20 protein-coding genes are annotated in these 24,542 nt (G+C 58.6%); 11 read left to right on the top strand and 9 right to left on the bottom strand.

What is annotated here, in order from left to right; translation table 11 throughout:
- Positions 1-50: 50 nt before the first annotated feature.
- Entirely contained in the window at positions 51-932 is an 882-nt protein-coding gene (locus BM300_RS10210) for a LysR family transcriptional regulator (RefSeq protein WP_092346369.1), read from the bottom strand.
- Between the two features lie 152 nt (positions 933-1,084).
- On the opposite strand from BM300_RS10210, the gene BM300_RS10215 reads away from it, so the two are divergent.
- Positions 1,085-2,293, top strand: a complete 1,209-nt coding sequence (locus tag BM300_RS10215) for an MFS transporter (RefSeq protein WP_092462755.1) — start codon at positions 1,085-1,087, stop codon at positions 2,291-2,293.
- Positions 2,294-2,313: 20 nt separating this feature from the next.
- Here BM300_RS10215 and BM300_RS10220 read toward each other — a convergent pair whose 3' ends face one another.
- Genes BM300_RS10220 through BM300_RS10255 form a run of 8 tightly spaced genes read right to left on the bottom strand, consistent with a single transcriptional unit; the run spans position 2,314 to position 10,994 of the window.
- On the bottom strand, positions 2,314-3,633 hold the full coding sequence (locus BM300_RS10220; RefSeq protein WP_092462758.1) for an MFS transporter: 1,320 nt from the start codon (positions 3,631-3,633) through the stop codon (positions 2,314-2,316).
- Positions 3,630-4,871 carry an acetylornithine deacetylase gene (argE, locus tag BM300_RS10225; RefSeq protein WP_092143494.1) on the bottom strand — a complete coding sequence of 414 codons (1,242 nt, stop codon included), beginning with the start codon at positions 4,869-4,871 and terminating at the stop codon, positions 3,630-3,632. Before argE ends, BM300_RS10220 begins: the two co-directional genes overlap by 4 nt.
- A 23-nt stretch (positions 4,872-4,894) precedes the next feature.
- A complete protein-coding gene (locus BM300_RS10230) occupies positions 4,895-5,842 on the bottom strand; it encodes an EamA family transporter (protein WP_092462760.1) in 948 nt (315 codons plus the stop codon).
- A 46-nt stretch (positions 5,843-5,888) separates the two neighbouring features.
- On the bottom strand, positions 5,889-7,172 hold the full coding sequence (locus BM300_RS10235; protein ID WP_092462762.1) for an ATP-grasp domain-containing protein: 1,284 nt from the start codon (positions 7,170-7,172) through the stop codon (positions 5,889-5,891).
- Positions 7,173-7,181: 9 nt separating this feature from the next.
- Positions 7,182-8,039 carry a TauD/TfdA dioxygenase family protein gene (locus tag BM300_RS10240; protein ID WP_092462764.1) on the bottom strand — a complete coding sequence of 286 codons (858 nt, stop codon included), beginning with the start codon at positions 8,037-8,039 and terminating at the stop codon, positions 7,182-7,184.
- On the bottom strand, positions 8,030-9,187 hold the full coding sequence (locus tag BM300_RS10245) for an NAD(P)/FAD-dependent oxidoreductase (protein ID WP_170845950.1): 1,158 nt from the start codon (positions 9,185-9,187) through the stop codon (positions 8,030-8,032). The genes BM300_RS10240 and BM300_RS10245 overlap by 10 nt, the downstream gene beginning before the upstream one ends.
- Positions 9,188-9,200: 13 nt before the next feature.
- Positions 9,201-10,322: a pyridoxal phosphate-dependent aminotransferase gene (locus BM300_RS10250; protein WP_092462766.1), complete on the bottom strand. Its 1,122-nt coding sequence runs from the start codon at positions 10,320-10,322 to the stop codon at positions 9,201-9,203.
- Between the two features lie 27 nt (positions 10,323-10,349).
- Complete coding sequence (locus BM300_RS10255; protein WP_238992595.1) at positions 10,350-10,994, bottom strand: iron-containing redox enzyme family protein; 645 nt, start codon at positions 10,992-10,994, stop codon at positions 10,350-10,352.
- Positions 10,995-11,360: 366 nt separating this feature from the next.
- Between BM300_RS10255 and BM300_RS10260 the strand changes: the two genes are divergently transcribed.
- The 10 genes from BM300_RS10260 to BM300_RS10305 all read left to right on the top strand — a co-directional run bounded on the left by BM300_RS10260 (position 11,361) and on the right by BM300_RS10305 (position 24,479).
- Positions 11,361-11,918, top strand: a complete 558-nt coding sequence (locus BM300_RS10260; protein WP_092462768.1) for a helix-turn-helix domain-containing protein — start codon at positions 11,361-11,363, stop codon at positions 11,916-11,918.
- A 314-nt stretch (positions 11,919-12,232) separates the two neighbouring features.
- Entirely contained in the window at positions 12,233-13,174 is a 942-nt protein-coding gene (locus BM300_RS10265) for a hypothetical protein (protein ID WP_092143515.1), read from the top strand.
- 29 nt (positions 13,175-13,203) lie between these two features.
- Positions 13,204-13,599, top strand: a complete 396-nt coding sequence (locus BM300_RS10270) for a hypothetical protein (protein WP_092143518.1) — start codon at positions 13,204-13,206, stop codon at positions 13,597-13,599.
- 22 nt (positions 13,600-13,621) lie between these two features.
- A complete protein-coding gene (locus tag BM300_RS10275) occupies positions 13,622-14,944 on the top strand; it encodes a hypothetical protein (RefSeq protein ID WP_092143521.1) in 1,323 nt (440 codons plus the stop codon).
- Positions 14,944-16,008, top strand: coding sequence for a polyprenyl synthetase family protein (locus tag BM300_RS10280; RefSeq protein WP_106215856.1), 1,065 nt, complete (start codon positions 14,944-14,946; stop codon positions 16,006-16,008). The genes BM300_RS10275 and BM300_RS10280 overlap by 1 nt, the downstream gene beginning before the upstream one ends.
- Positions 16,009-16,030: 22 nt before the next feature.
- On the top strand, positions 16,031-17,665 hold the full coding sequence (locus BM300_RS10285; RefSeq protein ID WP_092462770.1) for a hypothetical protein: 1,635 nt from the start codon (positions 16,031-16,033) through the stop codon (positions 17,663-17,665).
- Between the two features lie 9 nt (positions 17,666-17,674).
- On the top strand, positions 17,675-18,385 hold the full coding sequence (locus tag BM300_RS10290; protein WP_092462772.1) for a hypothetical protein: 711 nt from the start codon (positions 17,675-17,677) through the stop codon (positions 18,383-18,385).
- 20 nt (positions 18,386-18,405) lie between these two features.
- Entirely contained in the window at positions 18,406-19,521 is a 1,116-nt protein-coding gene (locus BM300_RS10295; protein ID WP_092462773.1) for a hypothetical protein, read from the top strand.
- Between the two features lie 71 nt (positions 19,522-19,592).
- Positions 19,593-20,534 carry an exonuclease/endonuclease/phosphatase family protein gene (locus tag BM300_RS10300; RefSeq protein ID WP_092143533.1) on the top strand — a complete coding sequence of 314 codons (942 nt, stop codon included), beginning with the start codon at positions 19,593-19,595 and terminating at the stop codon, positions 20,532-20,534.
- Between the two features lie 36 nt (positions 20,535-20,570).
- On the top strand, positions 20,571-24,479 hold the full coding sequence (locus BM300_RS10305; protein ID WP_092462775.1) for a hypothetical protein: 3,909 nt from the start codon (positions 20,571-20,573) through the stop codon (positions 24,477-24,479).
- Positions 24,480-24,542 lie beyond the last annotated feature (63 nt).

Consider the following 24,542-nt stretch of genomic DNA (forward strand, 5'->3'; position numbering starts at 1 on the left):
CCTTTCCCATGGATGAGGGAGCGAGCTTGCTCGCGATTGCGGTGGTCCGGTCACTTGAACAACTCACTGCTCATGAAATCAATGAACACCCGCAGTTTCGGCGCCAGGTGTTTGCTTGAGGGCCAGAGCATACGGAAGGTGCTTTGATGCCGATTGAAGTCGTCGAGGACGGTGACCAGTTCACCGCTGGCGATGGCATCGCGCACGGTGAAGTCCGGCACGCAGGCAATCCCCAATGCATCGCGCACGACGTACAGCAACGCCTCGGTGGTGTTGCAGACCAGGGTGGCCGGCAGGTTGAGATCCGGCTGCCCCTCCCCGTTTATCGGCCAGACCTGCATCCTGCCAGTACTGGGAAACTTGTAGAGCAGGCAGGCATGGCGCAGCAGATCCGCCGGCACCTGCGGCGTGCCGTGTTCGGCGAGGTACCGGGGCGAACCGACCACGACGAGCTTGAACGTGCCCAACGGACGGGACATCAGCCGGGAGTCGTTCGGTTCTCCAGTCCGAACGACGACATCGAAACCTTCCTCGATGATGTCCACCAGCCTGTCGGAGAAATCCAGGTCCAGTTCGATACTGGGGTAGCGGCGCATGAAGGCCATCAGCGTCGGCATGACCAAATCTGCAACCAGCGGCAAACTCACCCGCAGTTTGCCCCGTGGCGCTTGGCGGGTTTGCGACAGTTCCAGTTCGGCCGCTTCGACTTCGCAGAGAATACGCCGGCAACGCTCGAGGAAAAGCGTCCCTTCCGCCGTCAGCGTGATACTGCGCGTGCTGCGATGAAACAGCCGCACACCCAGCCGTTCCTCGAGCCGGGCGACGCTTTTGCCCACTGCCGAAGACGAAATACCCAGCGCCCTGCCCGCCTCTGAAAAGCTGCGGGTTTCGGCCGCGCGAACAAAAAAATCAATCCCGCTCAGTGATTCCACGCCAGGCTCCAATTGCGGACATTTTTTCCGATGTGTTGCGCACTCTAGCATTCTTGTCTCGCCAAGGAGGGGCACTTACCGTGGTCGGCACTTATCAATCTGCGATTGACGCCGCTATCCGGCGGGTCAGAAGCGTTCCAGGCAGGTGACACATGACGATTGCCAATACCCATATCGACGCCGATGCCGAGGCTGTCCCGGACACCGCGCCGCTCCCTATCGGATCACTGTTTGCCCTCGCACTGGCGGCATTCGTGACCATCCTCACCGAAGCCTTGCCCGCCGGTCTTCTTACACAGATCAGCGAAGGGCTGGCGATCTCCGAAGCCCTCGCCGGCCAGTTGGTCACGGTCTACGCGATCGGTTCCTTGCTGGCGGCCATTCCATTGACCGCCGCGACCCAAGGCATGCGACGCAGATCGCTGTTGCTGATGGCCATCGCCGGTTTCGCCGTTGCCAATACCGTCACGACGTTTTCTACCCATTATGGTTTGACCATTGTCGCGCGCTTGCTGGGGGGCGTATCGGCCGGGCTGCTGTGGGCCTTGTTGGCCGGTTATGCCGCCCGCATGGTGCCCGAAAGCCAGAAAGGTCGAGCGATTGCAATCGCCATGGTGGGCGCGCCCTTGGCGTTATCCCTGGGCGTCCCGGCTGGCACGCTGCTCGGCAATCTGGTCGGCTGGCGAATGAGCTTCGCCCTCATGAGCCTGTTCGCCGTGGCCTTGATGGTCTGGGTACGACTCAAGGTGCCTGACTTTCCCGGGCAGGCCTCCAGCAAACGTCTTGCCCTGGGCCAGGTCTTCACCCTGCCCGGCGTTCGTTCGGTGTTGTTCGTGGTACTGGCTTTTGTCCTGGCGCACAACATTCTCTTTACCTATATCGCTCCGTTTCTGACGGCGGCAGGCCTGGGCGAGCGAACGGATCTGGTCCTGTTGGTCTTTGGCGTCGCATCGTTGCTGGGGATCTGGGTCGTCGGCGTGCTGATCGATCGCCATCTGCGGGCGTTGACGCTCGCAGGTACGGTGTTGTTCGCCCTTTCGGCCATGATGCTCGGGGCAATGAACGACAGGCCTGCGGCGGTGTATATCGCCGTGGCCGCCTGGGGAATCGCTTTCGGAGGGGCTGGGACGCTGTTCCAGACGGCCATCGCCAAGACTGCCGGAGACGCGGCGGATCTGGCCCAGTCAATGCTGGTCACGGCCTGGAACCTCGCCATTGCCGGCGGCGGGATCGTCGGCGGCATTCTGCTCGATCATCTGGGGGTGGTGGCGTTTGCGCCGGTCCTGGTCGTTCTCCTGCTGCTGACGTTGGCGGTGGTGGGGTCTGCCAGGCAGTACGGGTTTGCGAAGCGCGTTCAATGAACAGGGTGAATCAACGTCACTCAAGTCTCATGCTCTGCCGTCAGCGCCGGGGTGGCGTTTGCCCGGTATTTCGACAGGCTTACCCAGGCCAGCGGTATCGCACTCAGGCAGGCCGCCGCAAACAACCAGTGGGCCGCCGCCAGGGCATCTCCGCTCTGGCGGTAGATCAGGGTAATCAGCGCAGGCGTGGCACTGCCGAAGAGGGTCACCGATAAGGCGTAGGCCAGCGAGACACCCAAGGCCCTGACCTGCACCGGAAACAGCTCTGCCAAGGCCGCCGCAGCCGGCCCGGTGTAAAGCACCATCAACACTGCCAGCGCGCATTGGAAGATGATCAGTGTCTGGAGACTGGGACTGTTGTTCAGCCATACGAACCCTGGGTAGGCACAGAGCGCGACCCCCACGGCACCGATGAGCATCACGGTGTAGCGCCCGATACGGTCCGACAGCAGTGCCGTTAACGGACACAGCAGCGTGATGAGGCCGACCAGCACCAACCCCAGGTAGGCCTTGTTGCGCGGAAGCTCAAGCACCATCGATGCATAGGTCGGGATGAAATTGATCAATTGTGTCGCGACCGTCCAGAGCACGACGATCAACACCCCCATCACGAGGTTGGGCAGATAGGGGCGAAGGCTAGGCCCCTTCCCGGCCATCGCGTGCTTATCTTGATTATCGAGAAAGCGGCGCAGCGGCTCGCTTTCCTCGAGACTGCGGCGAATTTTCAAGCCTGCGACCACGACCAGCAGTCCGAAGACATAGGGCACGCGCCAACCCCACTCATCCAACTGGGCGGGCGTCAGCGCGCTCGACAACAGACTCGCACTTAAACCGCATAGCAGGAATGATCCGGCTTGCGCCACTTGTTGGCTGGACGCAAATAGCGCGCGGCGGTCCGCCGGTGCTGTCTCGACAAGATAGGCCAGCGCGCCACCGATCTCTCCTCCTGCTGCAACCCCCTGCAATATGCGCGCGACGACAACGCTCAGCGGTGCCCACCAACCGATGGTTTGGTAGGTCGGGCATACGGCGATGATCAGGGTCCCGGCGCCCATCAGCATGATGGACAGCGTCAGCGCGGCCTTGCGCCCCTGGCGATCGGCATAGCGCCCCATCAGCAGCGCGCCCAACGGTCGGGCCACGAAGCCGACGGCGAGCGCCAGGTAGGACGCGAGCAACGACATCAGTGGGTCGGAAGCCGGAAAGAACGCTGCGGCAATCTGCAAGGAGAAGATCGCAAACAGGGTGAAGTCGAACCATTCCAGTGCGGCGCCCACGCTCACCGCCAGCACCAGTTTCCTGCGTTCGCGCCCCTGGCTATCCAAGGCTGTGGCGCTCATTGCGCAGCCCCTGCGGGAATTGGCGGCAATGGCTCACAACGTGCCAGGCGGCGCAGGAACTGTTCACAGGCCTTGAGCTGGGCCAAGTCCACATACTCGTTCACTTTGTGCGCTTGCTTGATGCTCCCTGGGCCGCAGACGATCGTGGGGATCCCAGCGGCCTGAAACAGTCCGGCCTCGGTGCTGTACGCCACTCGCTGTCGGCCATGGGCCATTGAGCTAGCCTCGCGGACCCACTGCGCGAATGCCTGGTTGCCCTTCTCATCCAACCCCGGAGTATGCAACGTGTGGGAAAACTCGATGGACGCCGCCCAAGCGCGATCATCCGTCTCACTGTGCATGGCCTGCTTGGCGTCGTCCTTGATCTGTACCAGCAGTTGCTCGGCATCACATCCGGGCAGGTAGCGAATCTCGAAGTCAAAGCTGCATTGACCGGGAATGACATTGCCAGCGACACCGCCATTGACCCGGCAGACCTGGACAGTGGTGTACGGGACATCGAACCCGCTGTCCAACGGCCCCTGTGAAAGCCGCCTGGCCACGTGCTGAAGCTGCATCTGTACCCGCGCGGCATAGTCGATAGCGTTGACCCCCTCGTTCGGCAACGAGGAGTGCGCCACCTTGCCATGGACACAGCAATTGATTTCGTGACGCCCCTTGTGGCCGATCACCAACGCCATTGAAGTCGGCTCGCCGACAATGCAACCGGCGGGCTCCAGCTGCGCCTGGGTGATGAACGGGGCCAGATGTTTCGCCCCCATCGCACCCACTTCTTCGTCATAGGACAAGGCCAGGTGAAAGCTTTGTCGTGCAGAGGCCATCAGCTCGGGAACCATCGCCAGCACCACGGCGATGAACCCCTTCATGTCTGAACTGCCACGACCGTAGAGCCGGTCCTGATCCAGATAAGCGCTGAACGGGTCCTGCGCCCAAGCCTGGCCCGCTACCGGCACCACGTCAGTATGTCCGGACAGGATGATGCCCCCGGGGCGTGGCGGTCCAAGGCTGGCAAACAGGTTCGCCTTGCGCCCGGAGGCGTCCGGTAGAATCTGGGCCTGTACCCCGAAACCGTGCAGGTACCCGCTCACCCATTCGATAAGGTCCAGATTGGAGCGGTCGCTGACAGAAGGGAAACCGATCAAGGTTCGTGCGATTTCCAATGTGCGTGCCAGTACGCTGCGGTCGTCATTCGAGCAAGCGTCTGCCGCCCCCTGCGCAAAGGCCAAGGAAAGAGTCATGGGATGCTCCAGCAAACAGAAGTCTATTTTTGAAGGGCAACAGGCATAGGCCCTGAATGAACAACGCGCCTGTCTCGCGAAAACCAGACGTTGGACAACAACACCGCCACGCACACCACCGTAACCAGGACGGGAACCCAAGGGCTATGCCAGGTGGAGAGCACGAACTCGGCGGCCAAGGCAATGACCGGCACGCAAGGCGTGAGAATGGACACCCGCCCACCTCCCAGGTGCTCAATGGCAAATTGCAGGGTAAACACCGGAATCAGCACGCTGACAAACGCCAGCTTGATCAACTGGCCGAGCATGGCGGTATCCAGCGTGAGCAGTTGGTGCAGATTTTCCCGGCCCACCCACCCTGTGACGATCAATAGCAGGAAGAACCTGACGCACAGGATATCCATGGCGCTGTACTTGCTGTCGCGGTTCAGTCGAGCCGAGCAGAACACATAGATCCCGCCCGTGATCCCGGCGACACTCGCCAGGGCAATGCCCTCATGCAAGTTGACCAGGCTTACCTGGGCCGTGACCCCAAGCGCGAGACGCATAAGGACCAACGCCATCAGCGACAGCAGGATCAGCAGCGCGCCCAGCCAGCGGGAACGACTGACCGAGGAGCGCGCCACCAGCATTTCACAGACCACCACCACCAGCGGCATCCAGCCCTGATAGATGGCCGACTCCACCGACGCCTCGATGCGCTGCAATGCCATGAACATCAACCACCAACTGAACAACGTCAGCACATTGAGCAGCAGCACGCCTCGCCATTCCTCGCGCAGCAGGCGAAACGGGTCATGACCCCGCAAGGTATGCACCAGGAAAAATACCGCCCAGGCCATCAGGAAGGTAATGAATGTCAACGCCGCCCCACTGATGCGGGTGAACGCCACCATGACCCAGACGGCCGAGAGCGCCGTCGAGATGCAGTAGACCGCCATGCTGACGGCACCGAGTATTCCTGTCTTCATGCCTGCTCCTTGAGAAAAACCTGTGCTTGGCGCCCTACCTGATCGATCAAGCGGTTCCCGGCTCCAGCACTTCCACCTGGGTCGGTACGTAGTGCTGCAAAGCCTCGAAGTCGGCGCGAAGTACCTTTGGGTCTGCGTTATACAAAGTCAGGATGCCCGCGGTATCGGCCAGGGACCGGGAGTCCACCACCATTCCGGGGGCGACCCGCCAGTCGATGTTGTAGATACTGGAAATGGGGGGCTCGTTGAGCTGGCTGATCCGGCCTTTGCGCAAGGGCAACAAGGCGGACACCACGTTGTTCTTCTCGTTGGGCTTGATGTCATCGAGTGCTGCGGCGCCGGCTGTGAGGTAGAGATTGGCGTCGATCAGGTTGATGTCGCTGTTTTTCTCGTGGTACGGCACCCCGATGCCGCCAGGTACGCGTGCGGCAATTTCCAGGAACACCGGATAACCGCGCTTGCGGTCCACGAAGACCTCGTGGTGCGTCGAACCGTTGCGAAAGTTCAGGGCCGCAATCACGTCCCGATTGAATGCCTCCAGGGTCGCCTTGAGCGTGGGGTCGGCCACGGGAATCACGCTCAAGGGCTTGCCTTGGACGAAGTCAAAGTTGGTGCAACCCAGTTCCAGCACACCGCAGTAGCGGATTTGACCGTCGACCACAAACGAGTCGCATTGGAACATGTCGCCGTCAATGAACTCGTCCACCTCGTAATCAAAATGATACGGCGAGGCCAACACTTGTTCGCGGGCCTTGATGAATTCGGCCTCGCTGCGAATGATCGACACCTCGAAACTGCCCGCCGCATTCACCGGCTTCAGCACCAGGGGCAAACCCAATCGCGCCGTCAGATCGGCGTAGTAAGCCTGCGGCTCAGCCGATAGCCGTACGTGATCCAGTGGCACAAACTCGGGAATGCGTATCCCCTTCTGGCTGACCGCGTGTTTCATCAGCACTTTGTCGCGAAAGTTCGCCACGATCGCCTGTGTATCACCCTCTAATCCGAACTCCTCGCGCAACTGAGCCGCCAGCTCAACGTGGCACTCTTCCTGGCAGAAAATACGCAATGACGAAGTATTGCCCTGCACGGCTCGCAGCTCATCGCTGATGATGCTGCGACATTGGTCATGGTCCAGCAGCGGACGGATGTTGCGCTGCAGGTCGGCATCGACGCGCACAACCTGTGAGACATTACGCTCGAGCGCGGGCGGCAGGACGTCGGCATGATAGGCGATCAGCACTGTCCGGCAATCTCGACCCAGCGTCTGCAACGCCTTCTCGGAGGCAAAGTTAAGGTAATGGGGCGTCAGGAAAACGATGGTCTGGATCATAGTAGTGCCTCACTGGAAGTCGACGTTCATGCGATAGAGAAGGCGCGCATCGGCGCCCCCTTCACTTTTGGGTATTGGCGGACCTTTATGCAGCGTTGAGAGGTTGTCCCAGATGACGATGTCGCCTGGGCGGTAGGCATGCCGATAGCGCGGTGCGTGCTGGACAAGGAAGTCGACCAGGCTGTCGAGAATGCGATGGGACAGTGCAGGCGTCACCCCTTCTATTTGCATGGCCGTTGCAGCCGGTGCATACAGTGACGCCGTGCAAGCGAGCGGGTGTTTGTACACCAGGGGGTGGACCACGGTGTTTTCCAGTGCGCCAGCCTCCTGGGAATTGAGCTGTTGCACCGCGGCGTCGGCATTGCGCAGCGCGTCGCGATTGCCGAAACGGTGGTGAACCCGCAGGTTTTCCAGGTCGAGACCTTTCAGGTACGGCGGGCAACCTGGGCTTTCCAGCCACTGGCGAACCTGCTGCAGGCCTGCGACACAATCGATGAATTGGGTCTCGCCGTGTTGGTCGGGTACACGTACCGACAGCAGTGACGTGAACACCGTGTTCGCCGATTTGTACGACATGTCGGTGTGCCAATACCCTCCTCCTTCATGCACGCCCAAGGCCTGGCCGTCCCGATGCAGATTGGTCACAGTCAGCACTTCCCGATAATCCTCGAGGCAGTACTTGGCCAACACATGATGGACAGGCGAGCCCAGCCTGCGCATCAACTGCACATAAGGGGCGACGCTGACGTCCTGGTTGGCGATGACCAGTACCTTGGCCTGGGCGATGGCCTGCTTGAGCGCCGCTGCCGACTGCCCGAGCACGTCGCCAATGTCCAGGCGTAGCGGCTGGAACATCCTCACGCCCATGACCGCAGTCCTTCTCGCAGCGATATGGCGGCACTCATTTCCGCAGCTGCCGGCACCATCGTGTTGATCGACGCATAACCTGAGGCAGCACCCGCGAAATACAGGCCTGCGACAGGGCTTTTCCCATCCTGGTGACAGGTAAAGCCGGTTTGCTGGTTGAGCAGTTGCGGCCAGTCGGTGGCGGGGAGTTGTGCGGTGACGCCGATGGCCGAAACAAGGCATTGCTCCTTCGCCGACACATCCAAATGCAACTCATGCCCGTCGGATGCCTGGGCGGCGACCAACCGGCCCGCCTCTTGAGCCTTGCGACAGGAAGCCTGGAGCAGCGGATGGCCGTTGAGTGACGCCGGAAGGTCCATGACGACCTTGTCGCCATCCTGGTGAATGCTGTTGTAGGCATGTAGCCAGATATTGGCCCGGCCCGTGCTGCTGGCGCTGTTGAGCGGCCCTTGAAAGGAACTGGACGAAGTCTTGGCAATCATTTCCAGCGTGCGCTGGCTCAGGGACCTGAGAGCAAAGCGATCATCGGTCTCTTGGGGATATAGCCCCAGATAGGATTTGATCAGGATCGACACATTGCGGGCGAACGGCGCCAGGAGCAGTGCGATCTGGAACGCACTGTTACCACTGCCGAAGATGACCACATCTTGCTGCAGGAAACGATGGGCCTGGCCCCGCGCAACCATTTGATAGACGTCAAAGCAATTGAACCAATGGGCACTGGGCATTTCGAAGGGCGGCGCCTTCGGGCGAATCCCGGTTGCCAGGATAATCTGCTGTGCACGCAAGGAACGATGCTGGGAACCCGGGGCCAGGCTCACCTCGAACAGCCCCTGGACCTTGCTGACGGTGACCACCCGTTGCTGGATCTTGGTCAATTGCAAGGCTTCAAAGTTACTACGGATGTAGGCTGCGTATTCCTCACCGGTGGGGCTGACGCACAACTTGCGCATGAACCTTTGCAAGGGATAGGGCGCGCCTTCGATCTCCAGTTCATTGCAGTAGGACTGCAATGGATGATCGCCCATCATGCCCATGCACCCCCCGAATACATCGCTGATGACAGCGACTTTCAGGCCCAGATCAATCAGCCGGATACACTCGCTAAGCCCTGCGGGACCGCCGCCTACGACAATGACGTCGAACACATGCTGCTCCATTTCAAAAACCCTCCAGGCGGGCACAGGCTTGATCAACAATAGGTTTGGCTACCGAGAAAGAGAACCTCACATAGGTGGGGCATGACCCCTGGTAGAAGGGCGTCGCGGGCAATGGCATGACACCGCAACGAGCGGCCAGGTGTTGACTGAATTCAACGGGGGACAATAAAGGCGCCCGCCGTGAATAGTCGGCCATGATGTAATGGCCGCCCGCCGGTAACCGGACATCCAGCCCGGCGGCCATCAGCGCACCTGCCAGGCGATCACGTTTGTGCTTGTAGTGCTCACGCAAGCTGTCCAGTCGCCCGGCGGTCAACTCATCGAGCAAAACAGCAACGGCCGCCTGTATGGGGGTGGGTTGGCAATAGCTCAGGTAGAGGTGGTGGGCATAGGCTCGCTCCGTGAAGGTTGCCTGCGCGCATAACCAGCCGATTCGCACGCCCGTCATGGACAACAACTTTGAAGCGCTGCCTGCCACCATCATGGGAATCTGCTGGCTGGGGTAGCGCGCCGGTGTGTCAGCGTCGTACTGATAGTGACGATAGGCTTCGTCGACAATCACCATGAAATCATGGTTTTTTGCCAGCGCCACCAGGTGCTGCCAATCATCAGCGGACATGCACCACCCTGTCGGGTTATGGGGCGTATTGAGCAGCAGTATGCGAACACCCGCGCGCAACTGCTGTTCGAGCAGTGCCCAATCGGGGCCGATCGACTCCCCTACCGACAACGGCACTGCAACAAACTCCAATCCCAGCAACGTGGCCATTCCTGGGTAGTAGGGATAAAAGGGCTCAAAGAACGCGACCCGGCTGCCGTACTGCGTGGACGCTGCGTACAGGGCCAAGTACAAGGCCTCGGTACAGCCACTGGTTACCAGCACTTCGCTGTCGGGCGCATAGCCGGCACTGTGGGCCGCAATGCTTTCGCGCAAAATCATTTCGCCGCGTGGGTCGGCGTACTGCCAGCCCGCCCTGACCTGGCGGGCCAACGCCGCATTCATGGCATTGTCAAACAGGGGTTCAGGAAGCCCTTGCGAAAGGTTCAGCGCTCCTGAGGATGCTGCATATGCACTGGCATCCCTGAAGGGCGCCACTCGACCAATCAATGTCAAATCATCCATGACTTCCCGCCCCCTTGTATTGATTGGTCAGGCGTGAGTGGCTATTCGGTTGAGTCCTTGCCAGAAACGGGTCAACAAGTTCAGTACATCGGCAGCGCCCTCCAGAATATTGTTGCCGTTGTCAGTGTCCCGGGCCGCCTCCATGACCGCGTCACTGATCCATTGCACATGATCGGTTTCTACCAGCATGTGCAGATAGAAATAGGTGAAGTCTTCGTGTTTCCACCCGCTGTAGAGGCGGAAGCCTTCGTACAGGTTGGCGATCATCGGAAAGCCGAACTCTTCGATAACGTAATGAGCACCAATGGCATGCTCTGTCGAACCCTCGAGGAAAATTCGACGCAGGCCATCGACCAACTCACTGGCTTCGGGAATATATTCAACCTTCTTCCAGTCATCCAACGTGATGCCAACGCCGGCAAGTACACGCTCGAACATGATGAAGTGTGCCTCGCCTACCCCATCGCCCAGCTCGGACACGACCGTGCGCGCCAGCTTCATCCGAATCACTTCGCTGTCGGTGCGGTGCGAGGTACCCGCCAGGATCTGGGGGAACGTACGAATGTAATAAAAGTACTGCTGGAACACTTTCTTCAGCGTTGCCTTGGGCAGCGGGGCCTGTCGAAAGGTTTTATAGAACGCATTGGTGTTGATCCCCGAAGCCGTGATCATTCCTTTAATCGAATGAATGATTTGCTCACCCGTTAGACAGCCTTGTTCCATTTGCTGAGCCGGCATAGATCCCCCCAAATACGATAAGGTAGCTTGGATGGCCGCGACGGAATGTCGCTGCGCGTTTCAGATAGTAAACAAGCAATTCACGCAAACAAATTGATACTTTTAATCGAAGGCGTTCCGAACAATAGATTTATTTTTAAACATGAAAATCGTGATATTAATTCCATTTAGAATCAATTGATTATGAGTTGGTATTATTTTATCGCACAAAAATAGAGCATTATATTTTTTTTGCACCAGCAAGATGCATGTCGGGCGCTAAGCTCAAATTAAATCACCCCGATTTGGAAGTCTTCTATAGTGAACAATCAACCCATTGACATCGCATTCACCATCAAAGCCGAGCGAGCCGCCCGGGAATGGTCCATCGGCGAGCTCGCCCAGCTATCCGGTGTATCGAAGGCAATGATCAGCAAAATTGAAAACGCACAAGTCAGCCCGACGTCGACGATCCTGGGCCGGTTGTCGGGAGCTTTCGGCTTGCCCCTCTCCACCCTGTTGCATCGAGCCGAGGGACGCTCGGGACTTCTGTCAAGGGCGGCGGAGCAACCGCGTTGGGTCGACCCGGAAACTGGCTACGCGCGCCAGCAAGTCTCCCCGCGGGAGGGCTGGCCACTGGAGCTCATCAGTGTGCAACTGCCTCCGGGCGTGCGTATCAGCTACCCGGCCACGGCCTATGCGTTCCTTCATCAGCAGGTGTGGGCCACGCAAGGCACGCTGACGTTTACCAAGGGCACCACCACCTACATCCTGGAGCAAGGCGACTGCTTGCAATTGGGGTTGCCTGAAGAAGCCTGCACGTTCGAAAACGCCACATCGCAAGTGTGCGAATACGTCATAGCCCTGATTCGCAAGTAGCAACCGCCCCATCGGTGCCCGCCTGCACACCGACCGCACTATCCAGACGTTCATCCAGGGCGGCGAGCGCACGGCATTCGCGCAATATGCTTATGTAGACCGGGAGGTGAATCGTCGCGCAAGAAGCCGGAGTGTCCCGCTACGGTTTCTTGCGAAATGGGCGGGTGCCAGAGGTATCGATAAGCGCTGGCATTTCTTATATCTGGCCGAACCGACGCCTCTTAAACAAATTTTTAAGAAAAAAGGTGGACTTTTAAAAACCTGCTACATTCGAGTGTGAGATGGATTCTCACAGACATCAGGAAGGTACAGGGATGACCAATTTCGACGCTGCCGCAGGCATCAGCGTGACGGAGCTCAACACCTTGTTGGGCGAGTATTACCAGAATGCCCCCAGCACTAATGACCCATTCAAGGGCAGCCTGCCCAAAACCCTGCCAGACCTCGGAGCAGTGACGCTGACTTGGGATGTCGGTGCTGCGCCTAGCCTTGCTTTCGGCCCTCCCTCCCCGGCTATCTGGAATGCCGCGCTTGCGCCGAACGGCGAAACCAATGGTTCCCAGAGCATCCCTTTGCCCAGTTTGCCAATGGTCCAACTCACCTTGCCGATGCTGACGGCCAGCTACACGCTGGGTACTGCGCCCGCGGTAGGCGGTACCGCCCCGAGCGTAGTGGTCTACGCCACGCTCACCTTTACGCCGGGAACACTGGCACTCGACTTGGTGGCAGTGTCATTGGACGAGAGCAAATTCTCCGCGTGGGACATAGCCATATTCAACCTGATGCTGTTGCCGCAGATATTCACCTCTGCTAATCAGATGCTGGCCCTCGTGCACCTGCCCAACCTCGATTGGAACGGGGTGACACTCAACCCTGTACAGCTGCAACTCACTGCAAGCTATTTGCTCGGTGCGACGACGCTGACCACCAACACCAATGCGCTGGATATCGACGGAGTAACCTGGCCCACCGATCCGGTGTTCGTGATCGCCAGCAATACGCTGATCAACGCGGCAATGGCTGTTTTCTTGAAGCCTTACCAGGGGTATCCGTTCTCCGACAGCGGCGACTTCAAGAAACTGGCCGATTGGAGCTACAACGGCTCGATCTCCTCGCTCTCGGCCACAGTCAAGCAGGTGGCCCCCTTGACCATCAATGCCCAGTTGAGCGCTTCGCTCAACGCGCAGGCCACCCTCACTGCGGCAGGCATGGCCCTGGCGGCGGCAGGTTGTGCCCTCGGTGCGGCCCTGCTGTAACCCTCAAATTCCTTGCCGGAGCAACGCCCATGTCGAGCATGTTTGATTACGATGTTTCCATCAGTCCTTCGCCCGCCGAAATCGATCTGACCGTGGCAGTCGATGGCGTCGCTATCAGCGCGACGATAACGTCGGTACCGTCGCTGACGTTTAAATTGACGCCGACAGGAAACCTGGTCCAGAAGATTCTGTCCGCGGTTGCCTATCCCATTGCGACCCTCATCGCCGCAGAGGTCAAGGACAAACCCAAGGACGCGTTGCAAGGCAAAGTCGAGTCCATCGGCTCAGTGCCCAACTACGATACCAATGGTATCCGCATCGCCCCCAGCGCTCTGACCTTGGGTAGCGTCAACATCGGCGATAGCCCGATGTTGAAAATCGTCGCGACGCTGGCGATCACCAATCTCCCCTCTACCAGCGTCTGATCTGCCTACGAGAGCGCATCGCATGCCTACTATCGACGACTTCCTGCCGAAATTGACGGCTGCCTCCGGCACAGCTTCCTTGGCCGCTACCCTGCCCCAACAATTTTCGGTATCGGCTTGTGGCCCCTATCCGTTGGCCAGCCATGTGGACATTCCCAGCAATTCCAACGGTGGCGAATTACTGCTGGCATTGAACGACATCTCGGTGTCGCCAGTGACGTTGTTATCCATCGTTCCCGACCATGATCCCCGCCGTATCGTGGTGACCCTGGCGCCGATGCAACTGAACGGAACCTACGAACTGTTTGGCCTGGAAAGTGCGAAGGTGCAATTGGATACCGGTGGATTGATGGCGCCGCTGGCAAGCTTTGCCGTGGGTGCGAGTACTGTTGATGATACCGATCCACCGACTATCACCGAGAAACAGTATGACCAGCTGCAGCAAGCCAACGATCAGCGTACCCAGTTGAATCAGACTGCAAACGGCCGCTCCCTGCTGGATATGTTCAACCAACACAACGACGCCTACAACGCTGTCTTCACTACCAATGCACGTTTGCGCAAGCTCTGGATAGGCGATGGCGCCACCGAGCAGATGTCCGACTATACGTCCCAGGCGTTGGATACACCGGGCATGCCGGTCAATCCAGCGATCACGGACAAGTCCTTTGGTACGACGTCGCAGTCCTACAATGAGAACGCGTTAGCGCAACAACTCAATCTCTACGGCGCCTGTTATCACCCCTACCCCGAGGCCGCGACGGCCGCGCTGACTTTTCAGACGCAAGTTGCCAACGCCACCCAAAACACCCAGCAGAATGTGGTGCCTATGACCGCCCAGGCTGTCTATAGCGCTGTCGATAAAGCCTCGCCTGCGAATCAGGCAAACTTCCTGTTGCAGACCCAGGGCCTGGAAAGCGCGTTGTCACGGATCCTCGAAAATAGCCATGACGATACCGACCTGGATCTATGCGCCCAGCACGGTTTCATCATGGACGCCGAGACTCAGGCGCGTGTGCAGTCCATCTATGCCGAATCATTGCGTCTGCACGACCCCAAGCGCCGCTTGCCCCTGCATAGCGGCCCCTTCTCCAGTTCGCTCGCGCAAAGCCGCTTCGTCTTCGCCCTCAGCGAGCAGCCCGATGGCGCGCTGACGCTCAAACTGCAACGCAGCAATTTGAGCGTGCCGGCTCTAGACCTTGACAGCGCGCAGTGGCAGGGCCAGGCCGGTGAGGTCGGTCGCTCGCGCCTGGGCAGCGCCAACTTCATCCGAGGCATCCTCGAAGACCGCATTGCCAGCCAACTGACTCGCGTACTGCGAATGCTCGCCAGCCAGGAGGCATGATGTCGGCAAGCGACTCCATTGCTGTAGTCATCGCGCAACAGCCGACAGCATCGTCGGCATCAGTGTACGCGCGCATCAGTGAAGAACTGCTGGCCGAAGACCTCGTGCGTTTCCGGCAGGAAGTGGAGCTGGCGTTGGAACCGCAGGCGCCCTACCTCACCGACGTGGAACGGCAGATGTTTGCCGGCGGTAAAAAGATACGCCCCTTGGTCATGCTCCTGTCGGCGCGGCTCATCGCGCAGAATGGGCCTCTGCCCGACAAGGTCTACAAAGGCGCGGCATCGCTGGAGATGCTGCATGTGGCCACCTTGATCCACGACGACATCGTCGATGAGGCTCAGCTGCGACGCGGACTGCCATCGGTGTCGGCGGCTCGCGGCAGCAAGACCGCGCTGCTGATCGGCGATCTGCAATTCGTACAGGCGCTTCGCGGGTTCGCCACCGCCGTGGATACCGAGCGCGACATGACCTTGGTGCGGTTGGTGTTGGATACCGCGTTCGATATCTGCCGAGGCGAGTTGGACGAATTGGACCGGACCTTGCCCGAGGATCACGATGCACGCCTGGCGCGCTATTACCAGACCATTGACCGCAAGACCGCAGTCTTGTTTCGGTTGGCCTGCCAGGGGGGTATCGATCTGGCCGGTGGGCGTAGCCGTGATGCCCGCCGCGGTGGCTTCTTCGGGCGCGCCTTGGGTCGTGCGTTCCAGATCATGGACGACGTGCTCGATGTGGTGGAGTACGAAAGTTCGGCGGGCAAGCAGTCAGGTATCGACCTGTTACTGGGTCGACTGTCGCTGCCGCTGATCTATGCGATGGAGACGCTCGGCCCGACACATGCAATCAGCCAATCGCTGCGCGAAGGCACGCCATTGACGGGGCATCGTTTGGGCGATGCATTGGACGACTTGCGTGATTGTGGCTGTATCGACAAGGCCTACGCGGCTGCCCGGCGCGAAGCCTTGCAGGCGCTGTTCTATCTCGAGCCATTTCCTCCAGGCCGCTATCGCGACGCACTGGAGGAACTGGCACTACACGTCGTTGACCGCCCATTGAACGGCTGACCCTGCACCTGACGGAGCACCCATGAGCACCTTGATGAGTTTTTTTCTCGACACGCTGCAACCGTGCCTCAACGACCCGGACAATGCAAAGCTATGGCTGCCCAAGCAACTGGCGGAGATGCAAGGGGGGGATGGAAATCCGGTGCTGCCGGTGCATGCCGACGAGCAGGATCTGGGCTATCTGACCGGCGACAATGGCAACTATATCGCCCAGCGGTTCGCCAACGTATGGTCACTGATGAACGACGAAGACGCCGTGCCCGATCCCCAAAAACCGTATCCGTACCTGAGTCTGTCTGCAGTCCTGGTGGACGGTTTGCAAAACATCTTCGTTAATCCGTCGTCCTCCACACTCACGGGCCAAGGCTACTCCATCACCCTGCCATTGCTGTTCAATTACTATAACGGCCCCTCGGGGCAGACACATTTGCCGCCGCTGACGATGTCTGGCAACTATCGCATCGACCAGTCGCTCCTGATCGGGGACGCTCCCGACACCTCGACCACTGACATCATCGGCACCGGTGCGTTCACTGTCGCGTTCAGTGAATGCATGTTGAACGCGCAGGTCAGCGTGACCATCGAAGGCAGCGCCGCAACCCGTTCCCTGGCCATCGGGGTGAGCGACCTGAAAATCACCAACGTCAAGGGCGGTTCCATCACGCTGAACTTCACGCAACTCACGCTGGATGGCGACCTGACGGGCAAAGATGAGCTGATTGAGTTGATCAGGCAGGCGCTCAGCGCTTCCCAAGGCCAGGCAGCCATGGTCGGCGCGTTAAGCAGCATGTTGAATTTGCCCTCCAACCTGCAAAGCGTCAACGACATGCTCGGCACACAGGCCGAGAACCTCATGTCCAGTGTGTTCGGCCCCCTCCCTGCCCAAGGCCTGCCCAATGACGACAGTGGCCAGGACGCGGCCTCGCCCGTGGACCTGTTCCTGTTCGATCGCACACGCGTGGCGCTGAACGAAGCGAACAGTAACTGGTATCTCCCGTGGCAACTCGCGTGCTCGTCGGATCCGGTGCTGGAGCCTTATTCCAATCCTCAGATCGACATACCCGATCAGACGTATGGGGGGCTGAAGTACACCAACATCCAGTTGACCAAACTGACGCTTTCGGGCGGTTCCAACGCTCAGGCACCGCTGTCGGCGGTTAAGCTCAGCACTCCGCGGATTGCCGCCACGCTCAATTTCGGCGCCCTGGCAGAGGGGCCGGTACGGCAGCTCGACCGCCCGGGCCCGACGGTCAGCCAGCCGGTTCCACCGGCACCGCCGCTCACCGTGAACGCCGGGTTCTCGCTGACCCAGCAGGGCCTCAAGCCAGTCCTACTGCAGGGCACCCTGACCGCGACTGTGGTCAACCTGCAAAGCTCGCTGACGATCACCCCGTCAGGCGCCGATGTGAATGCCTTGACGCTCACGATCAGCGATATCAGCGCAAACCTGGACAGTGCCCAGATAGATGTGTCGGTGACGCTGACGCCTCACGATGTCTCACTGGAGCAGATCATCGGCCGCTTGTTCCAGAAACCCGAAGTCCAGTCACAGATCGCCAAAGCGCTGAACAATGCGCTCAGCGCCCAGGCGCCGCAGCTATCGGAAGAGTTCAGCCAGATCGCGCGTAAAGCCATCCTCAACCAACTCAACAGTTAGGAGAACATCATGTCCGACAGTCAACTCGTCCAATTGCTGGAAAACATGCTATTGACGCCCACCTCCGACTTCTACCTGTCCTCGATTCTCTACAACCCAGACGGTAGCGCCCTGGACCCACTGACCATCGCCGAAGTGGACCTGGGCTCATTCACGATCGAAAAGATTCCGATCGACATCGTTATCAAGAAACTGCATATCCTCGGACTGAGCAACAGCCAGGTGAAGCTCGATAATGGAACCGACCCCGAGATCGTCGTCGACGGCAACACCGTGACCTTCCATGGCAAACAGCCCAATACACAGGATGGGTACCAACGCCCCCCCGCCGTACCCAACCAGATCCAGGCCAATGGCGAATTGCACGTCAACCTGAACCACGTCGACATGCCACCGGGTACTTTCAGCCTGACCATCAACCACGTCGATGACCTGACCGGGGTCTTCAGTGCTACCGAGGCGGTGGATGGACAGCTCGATACCGCAGTCGTCAACTTCAGCGCGTTGTCGGTCAATCCGGTCGTCGGCAATGGCAACATAACGATCGATATCGATCTGGCGACCGTCTTTAAAGCCACCATCAACCAACTGCTCAATGAGGACGCCAACCAGACGAAGCTCATCGCCGCGCTCAACGGCCAGCTCTCCAACCCCAATCTGCTCGCCAGCCTGTCGCAGGTCGCCACCACGGAAGCCCGCAAGGCCTTGGCCACTATCTGATTGAAAAAGGAGTTTCGACCATGTCCACCGATTTCATCGCGGGCCTTTCGCAATCGTTATTGAACAACGCCAGTGAATCCATTTTTCCCACCATCGCGCCCAAGCTGAGCGACACCGCAAACATCCCCGACGCGAACGCGAGTTTGACCTGGAGCGTATCTGCACCACCGACATTCAGTTTGGCCGCCAGCGGTAGCGGTCAAACTTTCATGGTCAGCATGCCGGTGGAGCTGTCCGTGACCGTGGCCGGCGGGGACCCCACCAGCAGCACAGTCGGTGCCAATGCCAGTGCACGGGCCACAGTAGATGGCAACGGTGTGGTGCGTCTATCAGTGACCGATATCAACTTTGTCACCGATGATCCGTTTGTGAACGAAATCCTGGACGCCTTGAAGAGTGATATCGCCAGCAGGGTGAACAGCCTGATATCCGCCATCGCCATACCGCTGGGGCCCGTCAACGGTATCACCTTTGCCGGATACGCCCTGTTGATCGATGGCGGCAACGCCTATGCGGCCGGCGGATTGTTCTCGCCGGTGGCGATCAGCCAAAAGCAACCGCCATCCAATGGCGGCTTCAACCTGGTACTCACCGAGCCGCTGATCCAACAGGTCGTCGCCAATCTGTGGTGGAGCACAGTACAGAAGACCTATTCGGCCAGCGGTGCCGTCGTGCATCTCAACAGTTACAGCGCTTCGGTCAACAACGGTAACCTGACGCTGACGCTCAACTTGAGCGGTAGCTACAGCTTGGGCCCGGCAGACTGGGATATTTCCATCAGCCCAGTCACCGCGACGCTGCAGGTGATAGTCGATGCGCAACGTAACATCCGTATAAACGGCGGCAGTGTTTCTCGCCCATCGGTCAACATCACGCCCTCCAATTTCTGGGCATGGATGGCGACGTTGGGCGGTGGTGTGATCTCCTCCATTACCCTGGCGATCCTCAACGATGTGGTAGGAGGCCAGATCCAGGAAACGATCCAAGGCCAGTTGGCCCAGACCCTGCTGCAAATACCGGATCTGAGCGGCAATTTCGAAGGTTTCACTCTGCAGGTGACGCCTGAGAACCTGAGCATCACAGGCGTGGGCAATCAGATCCTGCTGACAGGTACCGCCAGCGTCACCGCCAGTTGAACGATATCCCGGCGGAACCAGCGTTGACACCGCCGGGATACCGAAATCGCCTTCACATGGAGTGAACGTCCATGCCGGAAATCGCCGATTACATGTCATGGAATATTGAAAGCCTGTCCTCGAAGAAATGCGCCAAGGACGTCTTTCGCAACGTCAACGTCGCGGCCTGGATCGCCGTGCTGATCGACGAGATGCAGGCCAACGTCATCGGCGTCATGGAAGTAACGCTCGGCACGGGTGAGCAAGCGGTGCAAGTGCTGGTCCAGGCCATCAATGATCGCAAGAAGCTTGTAGGCTCAGGCAGCAAGTGGAAATACGAGGTGTCGCAGCGAAATATTGAAGTCGCCCATACGTTCGCCCGGCGCGCCGACAAGTACGCGTTGCTTTGGGACGATGCAAACGTCAGCGTCAGCAACATGGCCGTCGCCACCAGCACCAAGGTGATTTTCGCTGACCGTAATCCATTGTTCTGGAACATGCAGGCCAGAACCGCAGGCAAGCCCAAGGAACTCAACTGCCTGCTCTGGCATGCCCCCCAACCCAAGTATCACAAGAAAGATGCGACCATCCAGTTGCTGGCAAATCTCAGCGAAGAGATCGAGATCAACACGGGCAACACGGCCTTTTTGATCTCTGGCGACTTCAACTACAACACAGCCAATGCCGCTACCTATGCGCCTCTGACCAGCCTGAAGTTCTCCGGTATATTCGACGGCGAAAAAACTACCCTTACCTCGTTGAAATCGTTCGTCAATGACATCGCCAATCGCCAGAAAATGATCCAGAAAGGCGATGTTGACGACGCCTTTTTGGCAAGCGCCTACGACAACATATTCATCCGTGGCATCACCTCCAATTGGGAACTCAAGGTCTGCGTTCCCAACGTCGTCCTCCAGGAAATCATGGACAGCTTCACCTTCATGATCGTCACCCGCATGCAGCTGCAACTGGCAATGAAGAATGCCAAGATCATCAGCGACCACATGCCTATCGTCATGACTCTCGAAGAATAACCCCAGCGAACTTCGCTCTCTGATGAAGAAATGGCCATGGATATCCAAACGCTTCGCGAGAACCTCAAGATTGGGCTGGACGGGACGACAACCATCGTTGCCAGTACGGTGACCACGGCAAAATTCGCCGACTTTTACGGGCGCATTTTCGACCATCAACCGCTGACCATTTCCAATGCGAGCATCGGTCCCGACGACGCCGGCAATACAGTGCAGCGCGTCGGCACCGCCTCGCTTTTTCGCCAAGTGGCTAACGCTCCCGTAACAGCCACGTTTGTGCTCGACCCGCAAAGCGGCGACGTCACTGTCCAGTTGATGTTCACTTTGATTGGCACAGGACGAAACTGGAAATTTTCCGACAGTTTCCCGGATCTGCCCGTCAGCTTCGACTTCAGTTCCAGTGTCACCGCTCCCCAGACGTCGGCGCTGGACGATCTCACGCTGACCTCGGCATGGTTCTATGCACTGACCGATGCCACCGTCGTTGATATCGACTTGGGCTCCACCAAGACGCCAGTGTCGCTGGACGCAGGGCTCGGTTTCGCCGGCATCGTTGAGCTTAGAGGCGTACTGCTGGCGCTGGAACATCTGCTGGACGTCAACGACCGTTTCGCGATCGGCGGAAACATCGTCGAACCGTCCGTGCAGGTGTCGCCGTTGCGCGAGATCGTTAACAATTTCCCATGGAAAGAGCAAAACTCGCCGCCGGGCATCAGTCTGTTCGTGGACCTGGGACTGGACGTTTCCATTTCCGAAAAGCTTGCGCTTACCCAGACGATCTTCTCGATCTACAGTCCTTTGAGTGCGAAATGGTGGATGGCCAACCCCAGCTATGAGCCATTCATGGCGATCAGTGGTGCGCTGACGATACCCAGTGCCGGCCTGACCGTTGAGCTGTCATCGAAGATTCCCAAGGGCACTCGCAAGCTGGTGATCACCGGAGAATTCAGCGGTTTCACCTTGAGCAATCTGGCGGACCTGCTGGACCTGGCAGGCACCTCGACGCTAATCGACTACCTGCCGGGGCCACTGCAAGACGCCCTGCATGATGCCGGCAAGCTGCAGTTGCTGGACGCGGCGATCGCGCTGACGGGGTCGGGCACCGGCCTTAGCGTCGACTATGTCTACCTGACCGTTGGTATCCCGGACGCTCAATGGAAGCTGCTGGGCGATGAGTTTCTGCTCGAATCCATATCCGTTGAGTTCCATGTCACCCTGCCTTTTATCAAGCCTGCACCGGGTGCTTCGATAAATGCGTTGTTCCTGATCGGTAATGCCGCCCAAGTAAACGTTAGCGCAGGCTATCCTGATTTCTTCATTGCCGGCGAACTGGAGGACGCGGTTACGCTGCCGCTGCAGGCGCTGGTCACGCGGTACCTGCCGTCGATCCAGCCACCGGCCGATCTGACGATCGACATGCTGTCGGTCAACATCGATAACCAGGCCGGCTACAACTTTTACACCGAAATGGCCGACTCCCCAGGGTGGGTCATTCCACTGGGCCCGCACAACCTGGCCATCGAGGACATTCAATTCGGCTTGTCAAAAGGGCTCGGGGCGAACGCTAAGACCTCGGCTCAGTTTGCCGGCGGGCTGGTCTTCGACGACAACCTGACGCTGGCCATGTCTTACGATCCCACTCAGGGGCTAGCGTTGCGGGGTGCCCTGCCCCAAGTCACGTTGAATGGGCTGATCAGCTGGTTATGCAACGCCAAAGATGTATTGCCCAGTGGGCTTGGCGACTTGACGTTTACCGACTCGACGTTGTTGATCACCAAGAACGAGGATCAATTCAAGCTTTCGTTCGGAACCCAGGTTGCCAACGCCGGCTCGCTGGCCTTCGAACTCCTGGACCAACAAGGCACCTGGGGCTTTGCTCTGGGCCTGGACTTGTCCCTGTGCAAGCTGTCGGCGCTGCCAGGACTTTCATCCATCCAGGCATTCCTGGACATCTTTCCCATTGCCGGCGAGCAGGTGGTGATCGTTTCCACGCTGAAGAAGTCAGATTTCACCTTTCCGGCTTTGGACCTATTTCAAAATCCGCAGATCAAGTCAAAACAGATCACTATTCCGGCCTGGTCAGGTGGACTGCAGGAAGGCTTCTACTTTTACGCGCAGACCCAATTGAAGCAAAACAGGATCCTGCAAAACCTGGCCAGAATGCTGTCCATTTCGCCAGACACTAACCTGAATGCGGGGATATTCATTGGCACCGATGCCGGCACCCAGGCACGGCTTTTCGCAAATATCAGCACGGTGATCAATCGTTCGGTAACGCTCAGTGGGGCCTTGGGTGTTCAGATACAGGCCGAACAGGTTGAGTTCTATCTGACCGCCACCGCTCGCGCCACCCTCGAGTCGCAACCGGTGCGCTTCGATGTCAGCTTGGCAGTCGTGGAAAACGGCGCATTCGTATCGGGCGACATGGTGGTTGAAAACGATAATGGCACCCTCGACTTCTCGGTATTCAAGCTCAAGAGCTTGGCGTTCGAGCTTGGCATTTCCTTCGAAGGCGAACCTTCGATCGGATTTGCCGCCGAACTGGATATAGCCGACATCGATAGCGCCTTGGCGGTGTTCATCGACACCGTGCAACCTAGCCAGTCAATGGTTGCCGGCGCTGTCAGCGACCTCAGCCTGGCCAAGGTCTTTGACGAGTTGACCGGTGCTACTGCCTCGGACTTGCCCGGTTTCCTGCGCGATGTACTCACCCAGATAGCGGTGGGTCGATTGCACAGCTTCGACAGTGACTGGCAGACCTACCACGATGCCCTGAACCATTACGACCTGGCCAAAATTCGTGAAATGTTCGCCGCCGGTGGCGTTGACCTGCCCGCGGATAGTGGCCAGATCCAATTGATTGTGAACACGCCGGACCAGATTTGGTACCTGCTCGATCTTTCCACGATGTACCACTACGAAATGCAGCGTAACGGGGGGCAGATCTCGGTGTCCCTGGAGGCCCAACTGTACGTCGTGCCTCAGCCAGTCAGCATCGCCACATTGACGTTCCCACAGGGCTTCCACATTTTTGCCGATATCCAGTTTCTGTGGATCCGAGAACAGATCAAGGTCGAGGTCATGCCGCAAAAAGGCATAGCCTTCAATGTCGAAATGGCGCCAATCGTCATCGGCAATGACAAGCTGTTCAAGCTCACGGGTGCCCAGGGCTCGGGCGGCCCTAGCGTGCTGCTATGCACCTTCTCGGACGCCACTAACCCGCAACCGTCCTATCGAACGCCCGCATTCATGATCTCCGGTGAAGCTTATCTACTGGGTATCGGCCCGCAAATCGATATCGATATTCGAGCTGACCATTGTCACTTTGAACTCAAGGACACCACCCTCGGTGGCTCGACCTTCAACCTACAGGCCGATATCGACGGTATCGACTCAATCAACGCACAAGGTTCGGCCAGCGTCGGTATTAACGAGTCCATCGATCTTGGACCACTCGGCACGCTGAGCATCGACGACACCATCAATGCCGACCTGGCCTTCGGCACCACAGGCCAGGGAATATTTGCCAACGCCTCGTTCAGCTTCACCTTGGCCAGCAGCACGCATGACATCGCCAGCTTCGACCTGGATGTCGACATCGGTCCTCTGGAAAATCTCCCAGGCATCCTGCTGGAGAAGATCAAACAGTTCTTTGTCGGATTGTTCCAAGACGCGAAGAAATGGTTGGAATACGTCTATCAGGGCATCCTGAAGGGCATTGAAGGGATCGAGCAAATCGGCAAGATCCTCAGAGACACCTTCAAACTTGCGTGGAAGCAGGCCGCCATCTTCCTCCAGGCTGTGGGCTATGCGGCCGAGGACGTGGAGAAGATGTTGATTGCAGTCTTCGACAAAACCGTCGAAGAAGCGCAAGAAATCGTCGACTTTCTGTACAACAGCATCAAGAATTGCGCGATGAAGAGCGGCTTGCTGGCCGTTGCATGAGAAATGCTACCGAAGGCCATTGGTAGCTCTTTCATGGCGCTCCAGTCAATTTGCAAGATTAGG

Source organism: Pseudomonas sp. NFACC46-3 (assembly GCF_900114515.1).
GTDB classification, from domain to species: domain Bacteria; phylum Pseudomonadota; class Gammaproteobacteria; order Pseudomonadales; family Pseudomonadaceae; genus Aquipseudomonas; species Aquipseudomonas fluorescens_Q.

What these genes read in the sequence shown, in the direction of transcription:
- BM300_RS10295 (WP_092462773.1), top strand. Translation starts at nt 18,406, where the DNA reads ATGTCCACCGATTTCATCGCGGGCCTTTCGCAATCGTTATTGAACAAC.
- BM300_RS10275 (WP_092143521.1), top strand. Translation starts at nt 13,622, where the DNA reads ATGCCTACTATCGACGACTTCCTGCCGAAATTGACGGCTGCCTCCGGC.
- BM300_RS10280 (WP_106215856.1), top strand. Translation starts at nt 14,944, where the DNA reads ATGTCGGCAAGCGACTCCATTGCTGTAGTCATCGCGCAACAGCCGACA.
- BM300_RS10255 (WP_238992595.1), bottom strand. Translation starts at nt 10,994, where the DNA reads ATGATCACGGCTTCGGGGATCAACACCAATGCGTTCTATAAAACCTTT.
- BM300_RS10250 (WP_092462766.1), bottom strand. Translation starts at nt 10,322, where the DNA reads ATGGATGATTTGACATTGATTGGTCGAGTGGCGCCCTTCAGGGATGCC.
- BM300_RS10305 (WP_092462775.1), top strand. Translation starts at nt 20,571, where the DNA reads ATGGATATCCAAACGCTTCGCGAGAACCTCAAGATTGGGCTGGACGGG.
- BM300_RS10220 (WP_092462758.1), bottom strand. Translation starts at nt 3,633, where the DNA reads ATGAGCGCCACAGCCTTGGATAGCCAGGGGCGCGAACGCAGGAAACTG.
- BM300_RS10235 (WP_092462762.1), bottom strand. Translation starts at nt 7,172, where the DNA reads ATGATCCAGACCATCGTTTTCCTGACGCCCCATTACCTTAACTTTGCC.
- BM300_RS10300 (WP_092143533.1), top strand. Translation starts at nt 19,593, where the DNA reads ATGCCGGAAATCGCCGATTACATGTCATGGAATATTGAAAGCCTGTCC.
- BM300_RS10215 (WP_092462755.1), top strand. Translation starts at nt 1,085, where the DNA reads ATGACGATTGCCAATACCCATATCGACGCCGATGCCGAGGCTGTCCCG.
- BM300_RS10285 (WP_092462770.1), top strand. Translation starts at nt 16,031, where the DNA reads ATGAGCACCTTGATGAGTTTTTTTCTCGACACGCTGCAACCGTGCCTC.
- BM300_RS10230 (WP_092462760.1), bottom strand. Translation starts at nt 5,842, where the DNA reads ATGAAGACAGGAATACTCGGTGCCGTCAGCATGGCGGTCTACTGCATC.
- BM300_RS10290 (WP_092462772.1), top strand. Translation starts at nt 17,675, where the DNA reads ATGTCCGACAGTCAACTCGTCCAATTGCTGGAAAACATGCTATTGACG.
- BM300_RS10240 (WP_092462764.1), bottom strand. Translation starts at nt 8,039, where the DNA reads ATGGGCGTGAGGATGTTCCAGCCGCTACGCCTGGACATTGGCGACGTG.
- BM300_RS10265 (WP_092143515.1), top strand. Translation starts at nt 12,233, where the DNA reads ATGACCAATTTCGACGCTGCCGCAGGCATCAGCGTGACGGAGCTCAAC.
- argE (WP_092143494.1), bottom strand. Translation starts at nt 4,871, where the DNA reads ATGACTCTTTCCTTGGCCTTTGCGCAGGGGGCGGCAGACGCTTGCTCG.
- BM300_RS10270 (WP_092143518.1), top strand. Translation starts at nt 13,204, where the DNA reads ATGTCGAGCATGTTTGATTACGATGTTTCCATCAGTCCTTCGCCCGCC.